The organism is Micromonospora nigra, from assembly GCF_900091585.1.
Lineage (GTDB): Bacteria > Actinomycetota > Actinomycetes > Mycobacteriales > Micromonosporaceae > Micromonospora > Micromonospora nigra.
The window spans coordinates 1,356,287-1,370,374 of sequence record NZ_FMHT01000003.1; the positions used below are offsets into that span (position 1 = coordinate 1,356,287).

General features: G+C 71.3%; 16 protein-coding genes and 1 tRNA gene. 12 read left to right on the forward strand and 5 right to left on the reverse strand.

Translation table 11 applies throughout. The annotated features are described in order from the left end of the window. Window positions 1–9: 9 nt before the first annotated feature. The 8 genes from GA0070616_RS05370 to GA0070616_RS05405 all read left to right on the forward strand — a co-directional run bounded on the left by GA0070616_RS05370 (window position 10) and on the right by GA0070616_RS05405 (window position 5,439). Window positions 10–447, forward strand: a complete 438-nt coding sequence (locus GA0070616_RS05370) for a DUF6197 family protein (protein WP_091077213.1) — start codon at window positions 10–12, stop codon at window positions 445–447. Continuing rightward, window positions 444–743 (forward strand): hypothetical protein, encoded by a 300-nt coding sequence (locus tag GA0070616_RS05375; RefSeq protein WP_091077216.1) that lies wholly within the window; start codon window positions 444–446, stop codon window positions 741–743. Before GA0070616_RS05370 ends, GA0070616_RS05375 begins: the two co-directional genes overlap by 4 nt. Next, window positions 740–1,114 carry an RRQRL motif-containing zinc-binding protein gene (locus GA0070616_RS05380; RefSeq protein ID WP_091077220.1) on the forward strand — a complete coding sequence of 125 codons (375 nt, stop codon included), beginning with the start codon at window positions 740–742 and terminating at the stop codon, window positions 1,112–1,114. Before GA0070616_RS05375 ends, GA0070616_RS05380 begins: the two co-directional genes overlap by 4 nt. Before the next feature lie 121 nt (window positions 1,115–1,235). After that, a complete protein-coding gene (locus tag GA0070616_RS05385) occupies window positions 1,236–1,922 on the forward strand; it encodes a hypothetical protein (protein WP_245712665.1) in 687 nt (228 codons plus the stop codon). Then, window positions 1,919–2,182: a hypothetical protein gene (locus GA0070616_RS05390; protein WP_091077227.1), complete on the forward strand. Its 264-nt coding sequence runs from the start codon at window positions 1,919–1,921 to the stop codon at window positions 2,180–2,182. The genes GA0070616_RS05385 and GA0070616_RS05390 overlap by 4 nt, the downstream gene beginning before the upstream one ends. Next, on the forward strand, window positions 2,182–3,969 hold the full coding sequence (locus GA0070616_RS05395; RefSeq protein WP_091077230.1) for a replication initiator: 1,788 nt from the start codon (window positions 2,182–2,184) through the stop codon (window positions 3,967–3,969). Before GA0070616_RS05390 ends, GA0070616_RS05395 begins: the two co-directional genes overlap by 1 nt. 31 nt (window positions 3,970–4,000) lie before the next feature. Beyond that, window positions 4,001–4,198: a helix-turn-helix domain-containing protein gene (locus GA0070616_RS05400; RefSeq protein ID WP_245712666.1), complete on the forward strand. Its 198-nt coding sequence runs from the start codon at window positions 4,001–4,003 to the stop codon at window positions 4,196–4,198. Beyond that, on the forward strand, window positions 4,198–5,439 hold the full coding sequence (locus tag GA0070616_RS05405) for a tyrosine-type recombinase/integrase (protein WP_091077233.1): 1,242 nt from the start codon (window positions 4,198–4,200) through the stop codon (window positions 5,437–5,439). Before GA0070616_RS05400 ends, GA0070616_RS05405 begins: the two co-directional genes overlap by 1 nt. A 74-nt stretch (window positions 5,440–5,513) precedes the next feature. On the opposite strand, the gene GA0070616_RS05410 is transcribed toward GA0070616_RS05405, so the two are convergent. The 5 genes from GA0070616_RS05410 to GA0070616_RS05430 form a co-directional block, all read right to left on the reverse strand. Next, window positions 5,514–5,588 (reverse strand) — tRNA-Val (locus GA0070616_RS05410). 82 nt (window positions 5,589–5,670) lie between these two features. Next, entirely contained in the window at window positions 5,671–6,138 is a 468-nt protein-coding gene (locus GA0070616_RS05415) for a peroxiredoxin (protein WP_091077235.1), read from the reverse strand. A gap of 54 nt (window positions 6,139–6,192) precedes the next feature. Next, window positions 6,193–6,630, reverse strand: a complete 438-nt coding sequence (locus GA0070616_RS05420; protein WP_091077239.1) for a DUF3052 domain-containing protein — start codon at window positions 6,628–6,630, stop codon at window positions 6,193–6,195. A 114-nt stretch (window positions 6,631–6,744) separates the two neighbouring features. Then, window positions 6,745–9,264, reverse strand: coding sequence for a transketolase C-terminal domain-containing protein (locus tag GA0070616_RS05425; protein ID WP_091077242.1), 2,520 nt, complete (start codon window positions 9,262–9,264; stop codon window positions 6,745–6,747). 50 nt (window positions 9,265–9,314) lie between these two features. After that, entirely contained in the window at window positions 9,315–9,806 is a 492-nt protein-coding gene (locus GA0070616_RS05430) for a MarR family winged helix-turn-helix transcriptional regulator (protein WP_091089949.1), read from the reverse strand. Window positions 9,807–9,984: 178 nt separating this feature from the next. On the opposite strand from GA0070616_RS05430, the gene GA0070616_RS05435 reads away from it, so the two are divergent. The 4 genes from GA0070616_RS05435 to GA0070616_RS05450 all read left to right on the forward strand — a co-directional run bounded on the left by GA0070616_RS05435 (window position 9,985) and on the right by GA0070616_RS05450 (window position 14,062). Beyond that, window positions 9,985–10,464, forward strand: coding sequence for a GbsR/MarR family transcriptional regulator (locus GA0070616_RS05435; protein WP_091077245.1), 480 nt, complete (start codon window positions 9,985–9,987; stop codon window positions 10,462–10,464). Beyond that, window positions 10,457–11,368 carry an ABC transporter ATP-binding protein gene (locus GA0070616_RS05440; protein WP_091077249.1) on the forward strand — a complete coding sequence of 304 codons (912 nt, stop codon included), beginning with the start codon at window positions 10,457–10,459 and terminating at the stop codon, window positions 11,366–11,368. The genes GA0070616_RS05435 and GA0070616_RS05440 overlap by 8 nt, the downstream gene beginning before the upstream one ends. Next, on the forward strand, window positions 11,355–12,152 hold the full coding sequence (locus GA0070616_RS05445) for an ABC transporter permease subunit (RefSeq protein WP_245712667.1): 798 nt from the start codon (window positions 11,355–11,357) through the stop codon (window positions 12,150–12,152). Before GA0070616_RS05440 ends, GA0070616_RS05445 begins: the two co-directional genes overlap by 14 nt. Before the next feature lie 224 nt (window positions 12,153–12,376). Continuing rightward, window positions 12,377–14,062 (forward strand): alkaline phosphatase D family protein, encoded by a 1,686-nt coding sequence (locus GA0070616_RS05450; RefSeq protein WP_091077253.1) that lies wholly within the window; start codon window positions 12,377–12,379, stop codon window positions 14,060–14,062. Window positions 14,063–14,088: the final 26 nt, after the last annotated feature.

Genomic DNA, 14,088 nt, shown 5'->3' on the forward strand with positions numbered 1-14,088 from the left:
GTGGCTGCCATGAAGGCTACCCAAAACTCACCTACCGGAGTCCAGGTCACCCCTGCTGACCTGCTCCGGTGCGCTGCCCTCTACCTGCGCCGGCACGGCTGGCACCAGGGCACCTACTACGCCCCCACCGACACCCTCACCCCGCCGGCCTGCGCCGCCGGGGCCATCGGCATCGCCTGCGCCGGCCACACCGTCGAGCACTTCTCCCAGCTCGACCCCGACACCCTCGCTGACTACCTAACCGCGATGGCGGTGTTCGTCGACTACCTCGACGCCTTCGCTCCGGTCTTCCACCTCGATGAGGACGGCTACCTGATCGACGAGCACACCTCGCCGTACTCGTGGAACGACGACCCGGCTCGCACCGCCAAGCAGGTCATCACCGCCCTTGAGGACGCCGCCGACGAGTGGAACCGCCTCCACACCGACGGAGGCGAGAACCGATGAACACCGTCAAGCACACCTTGACCCCCCGCATCCCGGTTCAGAAGCGACGCGATGTCGTCGAGAACACCGAGTTCGCCGCGTTCGCCCGGCGCATCATCCGCGCCCACGGCCGCCGCGTCGCCACCGGAGACGTCGAAGCACTCCGCGACCTCGTCGCCCTCTCCACCGAACTCGACCACGCCATCGGTGAAGCCGTCATCGGCCTGCGGGCCTTCGGCTACTCCTGGGCCGAAATCGGTGCCCGACTCGGCATCTCCCGCCAAGCCGCCCAACAACGGTGGGCAGACAAGTCATGACCGACTTCACCGACCACATCGGGCTACGAGTCCGCTTCTACGACCCGCTCGGCACCCGCTACGGGTTCCCCACCTTCCCCTACCAATCCGCCCCCACCGGCCTGGCCACCCGCCGGCAACTCCGCGCCGCCGGCCTCCGCCCAGGCGGACACGACCCCGTCGCGCAAATCCTCTGGCGTCGCGGCAAACGCGTCGCCTACCTCTACCGCCTCGACTGGGCCAAACCCAAACGGATCGCCACCCCCGCCCAGCGGGACGCCATCGCCAAAGCCCTCACCGCCCGACGCACCTGCCGCTACTGCGGCCACGTCAAGCCCTACTACATCCCCCGCCGCTACGGCTGCTGCCTCGACTGCCACGGAGGCCACTGATGACCACCAACCCCCGACCAGCCGGGGCACCCGCGTCGAGGGTGTCGTCCTGGTCCTCATCCTGCTCACCGTCGCCGGCTTCGCCGGAGCCGCCTCCTTCACCCACGTCCACGACTGGACCATGGCCAACAGCCCCCAGGGCACCTCCGGATGGTTCGGCTGGGCCAACGCCGTCATCTCCGAACTCGTCCCCATCGCCGCCCTGCTCACCATCCGGCAACGCCGCCGCACCGGCGGCCCCATCGGCTACCCGCTGTTCCTGCTGATCGCCTCCGCCGGCCTCTCCCTGGCCGCGCAACTCGCCGTCGCCAAGCCCGGCCCGTCCGGTTGGCTCCTGTCCGCCGTCCCGGCACTGGCCTTCATGGCCCTGGTCAAACTCGTCCTCGCCCCGGCTCCCGCCGCCTCGGAGGACACCAAGCCGGCCGTCGAGCCGGCCGAACCGATCCGCGTCCAGGCCACCGAACCGGCCACCACTGAGCCGGTACCGCCGGCCGGCATCACGGCCCCCGACCTGATCCCGGCACCCGAACCGGCCACCACCCCGGCCGACGTCACCCCGGAACCCGCCACCATGCCGACTGAACCGGCATCCGTCCCCGCCCCGGCCCCAACGTCAGTCGACGTCCCCACCCACCTGCTGCCCATGGCCCGGTTCTCCGCCGTGCAGCACGAACAGGCCACCGGAGCGGCCATCACACCGGCCGAGCTGGCCGACCGTCTCGACGTCACCCCAGCCGTCGCCGGTCACCTCCTGGCCGCCATCACCGCCCCGGCCCTCAACGGCCACACCCTCGGCGGTGGCCGATGACCATCGTCATCGTTGACATCGAGCAGATCACCCACGTCTGTCCCGCCCACGCCGACCCGCACCCGGTCGACACCCGCCGGACCATCATCGACGTGATCCCCGGCGGCCCCTGCCGCACTCCCGTCACGATCCGCTGCGGTGACACCGTCGTTCAGATCCCGTGCCACCGGCACGAACCGGCCAAGCGCCAATGCGGCGCCTGCCGGATCATCGTCACCGAACGCACCATCACCACCCGCCCCCAACAGGTTGCGGCCTGATGGCGTCGACGCTGGACCTCACCCCCCGGACCGCTCTGGCCCGGGGGGTGGGCTCGAACGCCGACACCCCACCCGTCTACGACTACACCGCCGAAGGGTCCGCGTTCGTCCGCGCCACACAACCGGACTACTTCGGGTGGCTGGAACACGTTCGCGCCGCCGCCGGCTGTACCCGCCCCATTCGCCTCGCCGGCAGCCTCTACACGGTCGACCAGGCCACCGGCCGCGTCGTCGAGCAGCGGCACACCGACGCCATGCCCGACGCCGCGATTTACACCGCCTGCGGCAATCGCCGCGCCACTATCTGCCCCTCCTGCGCCCAGACCTACCAACGCGACGCGTTCCAACTCCTACGCGCCGGCCTCGTCGGCGGCAAAGGCATCCCCGACACCGTCGCCTCCCACCCCGCTGTGTTCGCCACCTTCACTGCACCCTCCTTCGGGACCGTCCACGCGCGGGTGGTCAAGCAGCACACCTGTAGCAACCGCAAACGCTGCGACTGCCGGGCCGAGCCCTGCCACGCCCGCCGCGACGCCGGCCTCTGCCCCCACGGCCGACCCGCCGTCTGTTGGGCACGTCACGAGACCGGTGACAAGGTGCTCGGGCATCCGCTGTGCCTGGACTGCTACGACCACGACCACCAAGTCGTCTGGAACATCTTTTCGGGCGAGTTGTGGCACCGGACCAAGCAAGCCGCGGAGCGCTACCTAGCGAAGCTCGCTCGCCGCCGCGGCATTCCCCGCGTCGAGGTCGTCACCGCCTCCGGCAACACCCGCAGGGTCCCTCCGGTCCGGCTCTCGCCCGGCAAGGTCGCCGAACTACAAGCACGCGGGGCGGTGCACTTCCACGCCATCGCCCGCCTGGACGGCGTCGACGGCCAGGACCCGGACGCTGTCGTACCCCCACCCGCCGGGTTCGGCCTCGTCGACCTCGTCGACGCCCTCCGCCACGCCGCCGAACAGATCGGCTTCCACACCCCAGCCCACCCCGACCGGCCGCACGGGTGGCCGATCGCCTGGGGTAAACAGGTCGACCTAGAACCGATCAACACCAGCGGAACCGGTGAGGTCACCGACAGCCTCGTCGCCGGCTACCTTGCCAAGTACGCCACCAAAAGCACCGAGGCCACTGGGCACACCTCGACCAGACTGACTGCCGAATCGATCGGGGACTACGCCGACCCCGACGGCGACCACACCGCCCGCCTCATCGACGCCTGCTGGCGCATCGGCCGACCCACCCACTCATCCGTCCCCCTGTCGGAACGGCCCCGCGACCCACGGCCACGATCCGGCTTCGTCGAGCGCTGGGAGTGCCCCGACTGCGGCACCCACACCCGCTACGCCGCCTGCCCCGTCTGCGTCGCCCAGCGTCAAGCCGCCCTTGACACCGAAACCGCCACCAAGCCGACGGCCACCAACCCCTACGCCCGACTCCGGCGGTGGGCTCACATGCTCGGCTACGGCGGCCACTTCCTCACCAAAGGCCGCCGCTACTCCGTCACCTTCCAGCTCCTGCGGGACACCCGCATCGCCTACCGCCGCCACGAGCATCACCACCAGGCCGACGAGCACACCGGCCCCCATCACGCCGTCACCCACCACGACGACGACACGACGCTCATCGTCGGCGCCCTCACCTTCGCCGGCGTCGGATGGCACACCTCGGGTGACGCCCTGCTCGCCAACACCGCCGCCGCCATGGCCCGCGAACGACAAGCCGCCGGCCGTGAAGAACTCGCCCACGAACTCACCACCCCGGCCGGCACCGTCCCGGCTGCCGCCTGACCCCCTGCCGCCACACGAGGAAGGCCATCCGATGGACACCCCCAATCCGATCACTCCTCGCGTGCTGCGCGTCGAGGAAGCCGCCCGCGCGCTCGGCATCGGCCGCTCGCTCGTCTACGACCTCATCCGCTCCGGCCGACTGCGCTCCTTCAAGGTCGGCAGCCGCCGCCTCATCCCCGCCGCCGCCATTGACGACGTCATCACCACACTCACCGAGGAAGCCGCCTGATGCCCAGAGAACCGAAGCAACGACAGCCCACCGCCCGCCGCAACCCCAACGGCGAAGGCTCCATCTACCAACGCGCCAGCGACAGCCGCTGGGTCGGACAGGCATACGTGCTCACCACCGACGGCACCCGCAAACGCAAGTTCGTCTACGGAACGACCTGGGAGGAAGCCCACGCCAAGCTCGTCGACCTGAAATCCCGATCCCAACGCGGCATCCCTGTGCCCGACCGAGCCTGGAAACTCGCCGACTACCTGCCCTACTGGCTCGCCGCGTACGTCACCGACCTCAAGCCCACCACCGCACGCGGCTACGAAAGCGCCGTCCGACTCCACCTGATCCCCGCCCTCGGCACCAAACGACTCGACGGACTACAGGTCCAACACGTCAAGGCATTCATGGACGAGTTTCGCCGTAGATGCCTCTGCTGCACGGCCGGACTCGACAAGAGCCGTCGCGCTGCCCGGCAGTGCTGCTCGGTCGGCATGTGTTGCCAGCGGTACCCCAGCGCCCGGCAGATTCAGTTCGTACATGCGGTGCTCCGCAACGCGCTCCAACACGCCATGCGCGAGGAACTGGTGTCCCGCAACGTCGCCAAGCTCGTCCGGGTGCCGTCGCCTCGCTACAGGGTCGGCAAGGGCCTCTCCGTCGAGCAGGTCCGAAAGCTCCTCGCCGCTTGCGAAGGGCACCGACTTCACGCCCTCTACGTCGTTGCCGCGACGCTCGGACTCCGGCGCGGTGAACTCCTCGGCCTGCGCTGGTCGGACCTCGACCTCGACACCGGCACGGCGGCCATCGGTCAGACCGTTCAGCGGGCCGGCGGGAAGCTACACCTGCAAGACACCAAGACGGAGGACTCGGATAGTGTCCTTCCTCTGCCCGACTGGACCTGGTTGGCGCTGCTCGACCATCAGGAGCGCCAGGGACGGGAACGGAAGAGGTTGGCCGAGATCTGGCAGGAACACGGCTTGGTCTTCCCCTCCGAGGTCGGCACCCCGATGGAGCCGCGCAACCTCAACCGTCACTTCGCCGGGCTTCGGGAGAAAGCCGGCTGCCCTGATGTCCGGCTGCACGATCTTCGACACACGGTGGTGTCACTGCTGATGGAGTTGGGCGTCCCGCCGCATGTCGTCCAGGCGATCGCTCGTCACGCCGACGTGAAGATCACGCTGAAGGTGTACTCCCACGCGAACCTTGACGTGATGCGGCAGGCGCTCGGCAAGCTCGATGACAGGCTTTCGTGAGCCCTGTTGCTGTCACCATTGCTGTCACCGCCTCGGGAAGTGATCTTCTCGGGGCGGTTTCCGCTGGTAGTGCGTGGTGGGCGCGGCAGGTTTCGAACCTGCGACCCCTCGCTTGTAAGGCGAGTGCTCTCCCACTGAGCTACGCGCCCGGTACGCCCGTACGGCGGGCCGGTGGCTGGCAAGCTTACCCTGCCGGCCGCCGACCCGGTCGTACGGTCGTGGGGTGTGGGATCAGGCGGCGGCGGCCTCGGCGAGGGCCTTGCGCCAGCCCTGCTGGTCACGGGCCTCGCCCGGCATGTTCATCTCGGCGAAGCGGACCACGCCGGCCTTGTCGATGACGAAGGTGCCCCGGTTGGCGATGCCGGCGACGTCGTTGAAGACGCCGTACGCCTGGGCGACGGCCCCGTGCGGCCAGAAGTCGGACAGCAGTGGGAACTGGTAGCCCTCCTTGTCCGCCCAGATCTTGTGGGCGTACACGGAGTCGACGCTGACGGTCAGCACCTGCACGTCGTCGTTGACGTACTCGTTGAGGTTGTCCCGCACCTCACACAGCTCACCCTGGCAGATCCCGGTGAAGGCGAGCGGGTAGAAGACCAGCAGGACCGTCTTGCGGCCCCGGAAGTCGGCGAGCGCGACCTCCTGGTTGTTCTGGTCCTTCAGCACGAAGTCGGGCGCGGCGGCGCCAACCTCGATCGGCATGCGAGCTCCTTCGGTCAGTTCTGGTGAGAGCAGCCTTTCACACCGGCAGGTCGGCTACTTCTTGCCCTTTGCGCCTCGGCGCAGCACGAGGCGTGCGCCGCTCCAGTCCTGGCCGGCGTTGACGGTGGAGGTCTGCTGGAGGCCGGCGGTCGGCGCCGCCTCGGCGATGTCGCTCGGCTCGACGTGCCCGTCGCGCCCCGCCTTGGGCGTGAGCAGCCACACGACGCCGTTGTCGGCCAGCGGGCCGAGGGCGTCGACGAGGAGCTCGAACAGGTCGCCGTCACCGTCCCGGTACCACACCAGCACCGCGTCGACCACCTCGTCGGTGTCCTCGTCGACCAGCTCTCCACAGCGGTCGGTCAGGGCGTCCCGGAGATCCTGGTCGACGTCGTCGTCGTACCCCATCTCCATGACGACCATCCCCGGCTCGATCCCGAACCGGTCCGCCAGGCTGCGTACCCCGTCGGCGGCCTGACCAGCGGTCGCGCTCACTGTCGCGTGCCTCCTCATCTCGTCCCTGCCCGCGGCGTCCGCTTGAAACGCCGTCAGGCAAAGTCCACACAGTTGTGCCTCCGCGCGCAAGTGGCGCACCGGGTGGAACGGAATTTACCGTGCCAGCAGCGTACGGGCACCCTGGGTGATGGCTTCCTCGGAGACCAGCACCTGACAGGCCGCCGGACCTAATGGTACAAAAGAGTCGACTCCGGCTACTCGCCGCACGGCACCGACATACCCGGCATCCACCAGGGCGGCGATGATCCCCTCGCCGACCCCTCCGGAGCGCCGGGTCTCGTCCACGACCAGCACCCGACCGGTCGCCGCAGCCTCCCGGATGAGGTCCGCGACCGGCAGCGGCGACAACCACCGCAGGTCCACCACCCGGGCACCGATCCCCTCGTCGGCGAGGGTCGCGGCGGCCCGTAGCGACATCCGGACCCCATTACCGAAGGTGACGATCGTGACGTCCTCGGCCGAGCCCACCCCGTAGACCCGGGCCCGGCCGACCGGCACGTGCCCGCTCGACCACGCCCCCGGCTCCGGATAGGCCGCCAACCACTCATCGTCACCATCCGCATACAGATCCCGGGTGTGGTAGAGCGCCACCGGCTCCAGGAACACGCAGACCGTGCCGTCCACCGCCGCGCTGGCCAGGCAGGTGCGCAGCATCGCCGCGGCGTCGTCCGGCCGGGCCGGCACCGCGACCACCAGGCCGGGCACATCCCGCAGGACGGCCACCGAGTTGTCGTTGTGGAAGTGGCCGCCGAAGCCCTCCTGGTACGCCAACCCCGCCACCCGCACAACCATCGGGTTGCGGAACGCGCCACGGGAGAAGAAGCGCATCGTGGCCGCCTCGCCCCGCAACTGGTCCTCGGCGTTGTGCAGGTAGGCCAGGTACTGGATCTCCGGCACCGGCAACATCCCGGCCAGCCCGGCACCCAGCCCGAGCCCCAGGATCGAGGTCTCGTCGAGCAGGGTGTCGAAGACGCGGGCCGCGCCGAAGCGGTCGCGCAGCCCCCTGGTCACCCCGTGGACACCACCCCGGGCGGCCACGTCCTCACCGAACACGGCCATCTGGGGGTGGTCCAGCAGCCCGTCGGTGAGCGTGGCGTTGATGCTCTCCGCGAGGGTCAGCGGGCCGGCCAGCTCCGGCGGCTTGCCGCCGAACGCCTCGGCGCGGGCCGCCGCCGCCGGGCCGGCGGCCCGCGTTCCCGCGTCGGCCACCGCGCGGGCCACCCGCACCGGCCGGCGCGGGGCCAGGGAGGCGAGCACCTCGGCGGCGCTGCTCAGCTTGGGCTCGTCGAGCACCTCCTCGGCGATGCGGCGCACCTGCCAGCCGATCTCGTCGTACCGGGCGAGCAGTTCCTCCCCACTGGCCAGTCCCGCCCCGACCAGCAGGCGCGCGGTCGCGACCAGCGGATCCCGGGCCAGGTCGGCCTCGATCTCGTCGGGAGTCCGATACGCGGACTCGTCGTCCGTCCCGGCGGGCCCCAGGAGTCGCACAGTGGTCAGGTGGAGCACCGCCGGTCGACGGTGCCGGCGTACCCAGTCCGCCGCCTCCTGCGCCGCCGCGTACGACCCGACCAGGTCGTCGCCCGCGGCGGCGAAGTAGCGGACGCCGGGCCTGGTCCGCAGGGCGGTCTCCACCCAGCCCTTCGGCGAACGGACGCTGGTCCCCAGCCCGTTGTCCTCGCAGACGAACAGCACCGGGATGCGCAGGCCGGTGTGGTCGTACCAGCCGGCGGTGTTGAACGCGGCGGTGGCGCTCGCGTGGTTGACGGATGCGTCGCCGAAGGAGCACACGACGATCGCGTCCGGCGACCAGCCGGCGTGCTCCGTGTCCCCGCCGCCGCCCCGTACGCTCCCCTCCCGCCGGCCGTCGAGTCGGCGCAGCCGCTCCACCGCCAGTCCCATCCCGACGGCGCGGGGCAGATGCGAGGCGATGGTCGAGGTGGTCGGCACGACGGCCAGGTCCGCCCGGCCGAACACCTTGTGCCGCCCACCCGCGATCGGCTCCATGCTGGAGGCGACCATCCCGCGCAACACGTCCCGGGCCGCCCCGGCGTACGCGGGCGGGAACGGGCGGTCGACGACGGATCCGGCGTCGCCGGCCGCGTCCGACGTGGCCGGTGGTTCAGGCGGAGCCGGCGCGTCACGCGTGGCGGGTGCTTCAGGCGGAGCCGAAATCTCAGGCGTGGCCGGCTGGTCTGGCGTGGTCGGCTGCTCGGGCGGGGCCGGTGGGTCGGACGGCGTGGTCGGCTGGTCGGGTGTGGTGGGCTCGTCGGCGGCCTGGGCGGCCCGCGTGCAGTAGAACGCTCCGGAGCGGTAGTGCAGCAGCGCCGGGTCGGTGGGGCGCAGTGCGGCGGCGACCGCCGCGTTGCCCTCGTGCCCGGCGGACCCGGTCGTGTACCAGCCCTCGCCGAAGCTGCGCAGCCACCAGCCGGCGAGGTCGAGTTGCCGGCTGGTCACCTGCGCTTCGAACAGGTCCAACGCGCGGGTGCCGGTCAGCGTTGCGCCGGGCTTGACCGGCGCGGCGGGGTCGCCCGGTCGTGGTGGAGCGGCCAGCGCGGCCAGGGCCGCCCGGAACCTTTCGTCGAGATCGTGCGGGGTGGTCACGTCGGACAGCATTACCGACCCGGGCCGCTCGCGCCCACTCGGACACGTTCCACCCACTCGGCTCAGTCGGTCGCGCAGCTCTCCGGGCAGCCCCCGTCGGAGACCTTCCACACCAGCTCACGCAGGGCGGCCAGTTCCTCGGCGGTGAGCCCGGCCAGCAGCCGGGAATCGGACAGCACCCCGTGCACCCGCTGACGCATCCGGCGGCCGGCGTCGGTCACCACGAGAACCCGCTGCCGCCGGTCGGCGGGGTCGGCGCGGCGCTCGACGAGCCCGGCCTGCTCCAGCTTGTCGACCAGCGCGGTCACGTTGGACCGGTCACAGCGCAACTGCTCGGCGAGGTCACGGGCGGGCAGCGGGCGGTCGGGGTCGAGCTCGTGCAGCGCCCGTGCGGCGGCCGGGGTCAGGCCCAGTTCCCCGAACTCCACATCCTGGTGGTGCCGCATCGCGCGGGCGATGTGCATGAGCCGCCGCACGGTGTCACCGGCGACGGCGGACCGTTCGCCGTCGGCGACGGCAGCCCGTTCACCGTCGGGCCGGGTGGGCAGCGTCATGACCACATGTTACCGGCGGGTTCGGGCCGGTCCGCGCCGCTGACCGGGGCTCGCTCAAGGAGCAGCCTTGCCGGCAGGGGACGGCGGACGTATCCTTCGTTCAGAAGTTACTGAAAGTTCCAAACGATCAGCGCGGAAACGATCAGCGCGGAAACCAACGAGCGCGGAACGAGGAGCGATGACGGACCTGTCCGACCAGCGGCGGTACGCCGAGGACGCCGCCGTCGTGCTGAGCGGCCTGGGGCTGCCCCCGGCGTACGGGAAACTGCTCGGCTGGCTGCTGGTCTGCGATCCGCCCTGGCAGACCAGCGGCCAGCTCGCCGAAGGGCTCGGATTGTCCAAGGGTTCGGTCAGCACCGGGATGCGGATGCTGGAGACCAGCGGGCTGGCCCGCCGGGTGCCCGTGCCCGGCCGACGTGGCCACGCCTACGAGGTGCGGGGTGACGCGATCGTCCGGATCGCCGCCGACGCCACGAAGTTCCGCACGTTCCGGGAACTGATGGAGCGCGGCCTGGAGGTCGTCGGCGGTGAGGACGCCCCCGGCACCGGGCGGCTGCGGCTCATGCGCGACTTCTACGCCTTCATCGAGCGCGAGATGCCGAAGCTCGTCGCACGCTTCGAAGCCGAGTACCCGCGGAAGGGGAACCACGATGAGTGAGCCCGCCGTCCACACCGAGGCCCTGGTCAAGACGTACGGCCGAAACCGTGGCCTGACCGGCCTGGACCTGCGGGTCGAGCCCGGCGAGGTGTACGGCTTCCTCGGCCCGAACGGGTCCGGCAAGTCCACCACCATCCGGCTGCTGCTCGACCTGATCCGTCCCACCAGCGGCCACGTCCGCGTGCTCGGCGTCGACCCGCGCCGCGACGGTGTGGCACTGCGCCGCCGGATCGGCTATCTGGCCGGCGACTTCGTCGTCAACGGCCGGCAGACCGCGCGCGAGCTGCTGACCTACCTGGGCAACCTGCGTGGCGGGGTGCCCCGGGCGCGGATCGACGGGCTGGCCGACCGGCTCGACCTCGACCTGGGTCGCCGCATCCGGGGGCTGAGCAAGGGCAACCGCCAGAAGGTCGGGGTGGTCCAGGCCTTCATGCACGATCCGGAACTGCTCGTCCTCGACGAGCCGACCAGCGGTCTGGATCCGTTCCTCCAGCAGGAGTTCCTGACACTGGTGCGGGAGGCCCGCGACGGCGGCCGGACGGTCTTCATGTCGTCCCACGTGATGAGCGAGGTGCAGCAGGCCGCCGACCGGGTGGGCATCATCCGGGACGGCCGGCTGGTCACCGTTGCCCGGGTCGAGGACCTGCGCGAACGCGCCGTACGCCAGGTTGAGATCCACTTCGCCGACCCGGTCGACGGCGCACAGTTCGCCGCGCTGCCCGGCGTCAGTGAGGTCAGCGTCGTCGGCACCACCCTGCGCTGCCGCCTCGACGGCCGGGCCGACGCCCTGGTCAAGGCCGCCGCGGCGCACACCGTCGTCGGACTGCTGTCCGCCGAGCCCGACCTGGAGCAGATCTTCTTCGGCTACTACTCCCGGGAGGAGCAGGCCCGTGTGGCTGCGTGACCCCTTCACCAAGACGCTGCGGGACGCGCGGCGGTCCCTGCTCGGTTGGGCGGTCGCGATCGTCGCCGTCGGCGCCATGTACGGCTCGTTCTGGCCGACCATGCAGACCCCCGAGATGACCCGCGCGCTGGAGGCGTACCCGCAGGGGCTGCTGGAGGCGATCAACTACACCGATCTGACCACCGCGGCCGGCTACCTCGGCAGCGCCGTCTACGGGATGCTGGTACCGCTGCTGGTGGCGGTGTTCGCGATCGCCGCAGGCGCCCGGGTGGTGGCGGGCGACGAGGAGGCCGGCACGCTCGACCTGGTGCTCGCCCACCCGGTGGGACGCGTCCGGCTGGCCCTGCTCCGCTACGCGGCGGTGGCGGTGGGCGTCGTCGCGGTGACCGGGCTGCTGGGGCTGGCCCTGGTCGCGCTACGGGGTCCGGCCCGCTTCGACGGCATCGGGGTGGGCGGCTTCGCCGCCATGACCCTGCACCTGGCCCTGTTCGGCCTGCTGTTCGCCGCGCTGGCCTTCGCGGTGGGGGCGGCCACGGGTCGGCGGGCCGCCGCGCTGGGCGTCAGCGCCGGCGTCGCCGTGCTCGGCTACCTGGCGAACTCGGTGTTCCCCCAGGTGAACGGCCTGGCCTGGGCCCGGGAGCTGTCCCCGTTCCACTGGTATCTCGACGGCTCGCCACTGGTCGGCGGAGTGCAGCCGCTCGGCGCGGGGCTGCTGCTCGGCGTCAGTGTCCTGCTCGTCGTCGCGGGCGTGTTCGCGTTCGACCGCCGGGACGTGGCGGTCTGACGCGTCGGGCGTGGCGAGGCCCCGGCCGGCGGCGGGACCGTCCCAATTGGACGGCTCGTCCCGGTCGGGGCCGCTTTGGCGGTGCGGGCAACCGGACGCGTCGACGAATGGCATGATCATCCGCGCCTGATCGGTGGATGGCGAGATACCGGAGCCCGGATGTCATCCGGCCACCGCCGTCAGGGTCACTTCCCCGCATCGGGGTGGACCGACCTGGAGGATCCGTGCCGCTGTCCCGACGTTCCGTCCTGATCTCCGGCGCGGCCGTCGGTGCCACCGGGGCGGTCACCGCCCTGCCCGACCCGGCGTCCGCGCGGCCCCGTCCCGCCCCGATCGGCGGCAGGAGCAGCTACCGGAAGCTGCCGTACCCGTTCACGCTCGGGGTGGCCTCCGGCGACCCGGACCACGAGGGCGTGGTGCTCTGGACCAGGCTCGCCGTCAACCCGCTCGCCGAGGACGGTCTCGGCAGCATGCCCTCGCGGATCGTCCCCGTCGAGTGGGAGGTGGCCGTCGACGCCGGGTTCCGGGTCGTCGTGCGGCGGGGCGTCGAGTACGCCCGGCCCGAGAACGCGCACAGTGTCCACGTCGAGGTTTCCGGTCTGCTGCCGAGCCGGTGGTACTTCTACCGGTTCCGCGCCGACGGCCACCACTCCCGCATCGGTCGCACCCGCACCGCCCCGAGCCCGTTGGCCGATCCGTCCCGGCTGGGAGTCGGCTTCGTCTCCTGCGCTATGTGGGAGCACGGCTACTTCACCGCGTACCGACGGCTCGCGGAGACCGGACCCGACCTGATCCTGCACCTGGGCGACTACCTCTACGAGCACCCGACGGGCAGCTGGCAGACGCCCGGGGGGAACCCCCGGCTCCACGACGGGCCGGTGACCCGGACGCTGGCGAACTACCGGCAGCGGCACGCCCAGTACAAGACCGACCCGGACCTGCAGGCCGCCCACGCGGCCGCCCCCTGGGCGGTGGTCTTCGACGACCACGAGGTGGACGACAACTGGGCCGGGATGGTGCCCAGGCTGCCCGACCCCGACTTCGCGGCCCGGCGGGCCGCCGCCTTCCAGGCGTACTACGAACACATGCCGCTACGGCGCACCTCCCTGCCCGACACCGCCGGCATGCAGATCTACCGGCGGCTGCACTGGGGGCGCCTGGCCACCTTCCACCTGCTCGACACCCGCCAGTACCGCGACGACCAGGTTTGCGGTGACGGGTACGTCCGCGACTGCGCCGAGGCGCAGAACCCCGCCCGGTCGATTCTCGGCCTGACGCAGGAGTCGTGGCTGCTGGACGGCTTCCAGCGCTCCCAGGCCCGGTGGGACCTGCTCGCCCAGCAGGTGTTCTTCGCCCACCGTGACCGGGACCGCGGGCCGGCCGTCGAATCCGCCATGGACGCGTGGGACGGCTACGCCGCCTCCCGGGACCGGATCACCCGCGGCTGGGTCAACGCCGGGGTGCGCAACGCGGTCGTGCTCACCGGGGACGTGCACGCCCACTGGGCCGCCGACCTGAAACTGGACTGGCGCGATCCGGGCTCGCGCACCGTCGGCACCGAGCTGGTCTGTTCCTCGGTCACCTCCGGCGGCGACGGGGCGGACTCGCCGAGCGGCTCGCACCCGTGGTTCGCCTGGAACCCCCACCTGCGCTTCAACAACAACATGCGCGGCTTCGTCCGGGCCACCATCACCCGCAGCACCCTGACGGCGGACTTCTCCGTGCTGCCGTACGTGCGCCGCAAGGACGCGCCGGCGTACACCCGCGCCCGGTTCGTCGTCGAGGACCAGGCGCCAGGTCTGCACCAGACGTACGACAAGCCGCCGGCCCCGACGGGCACCAAGGGTCTCCTCCGGGACGGCGTGGACGCCGACCGCGCCACGGTGGAGGCGGAGACCCGGCAGTACTGACGAGGGGTCAGCCGGGCAGGAACGTG

Bases quoted from the DNA above. Each gene is read 5' to 3' on its own strand.
- GA0070616_RS05370 (WP_091077213.1), top strand. From the start codon at position 10: ATGAAGGCTACCCAAAACTCACCTACCGGAGTCCAGGTCACCCCTGCT.
- GA0070616_RS05375 (WP_091077216.1), top strand. From the start codon at position 444: ATGAACACCGTCAAGCACACCTTGACCCCCCGCATCCCGGTTCAGAAG.
- GA0070616_RS05380 (WP_091077220.1), top strand. From the start codon at position 740: ATGACCGACTTCACCGACCACATCGGGCTACGAGTCCGCTTCTACGAC.
- GA0070616_RS05385 (WP_245712665.1), top strand. From the start codon at position 1,236: ATGGCCAACAGCCCCCAGGGCACCTCCGGATGGTTCGGCTGGGCCAAC.
- GA0070616_RS05390 (WP_091077227.1), top strand. From the start codon at position 1,919: ATGACCATCGTCATCGTTGACATCGAGCAGATCACCCACGTCTGTCCC.
- GA0070616_RS05395 (WP_091077230.1), top strand. From the start codon at position 2,182: ATGGCGTCGACGCTGGACCTCACCCCCCGGACCGCTCTGGCCCGGGGG.
- GA0070616_RS05400 (WP_245712666.1), top strand. From the start codon at position 4,001: ATGGACACCCCCAATCCGATCACTCCTCGCGTGCTGCGCGTCGAGGAA.
- GA0070616_RS05405 (WP_091077233.1), top strand. From the start codon at position 4,198: ATGCCCAGAGAACCGAAGCAACGACAGCCCACCGCCCGCCGCAACCCC.
- GA0070616_RS05415 (WP_091077235.1), bottom strand. From the start codon at position 6,138: ATGCCGATCGAGGTTGGCGCCGCCGCGCCCGACTTCGTGCTGAAGGAC.
- GA0070616_RS05425 (WP_091077242.1), bottom strand. From the start codon at position 9,264: ATGCTGTCCGACGTGACCACCCCGCACGATCTCGACGAAAGGTTCCGG.
- GA0070616_RS05430 (WP_091089949.1), bottom strand. From the start codon at position 9,806: ATGACGCTGCCCACCCGGCCCGACGGTGAACGGGCTGCCGTCGCCGAC.
- GA0070616_RS05435 (WP_091077245.1), top strand. From the start codon at position 9,985: ATGACGGACCTGTCCGACCAGCGGCGGTACGCCGAGGACGCCGCCGTC.
- GA0070616_RS05440 (WP_091077249.1), top strand. From the start codon at position 10,457: ATGAGTGAGCCCGCCGTCCACACCGAGGCCCTGGTCAAGACGTACGGC.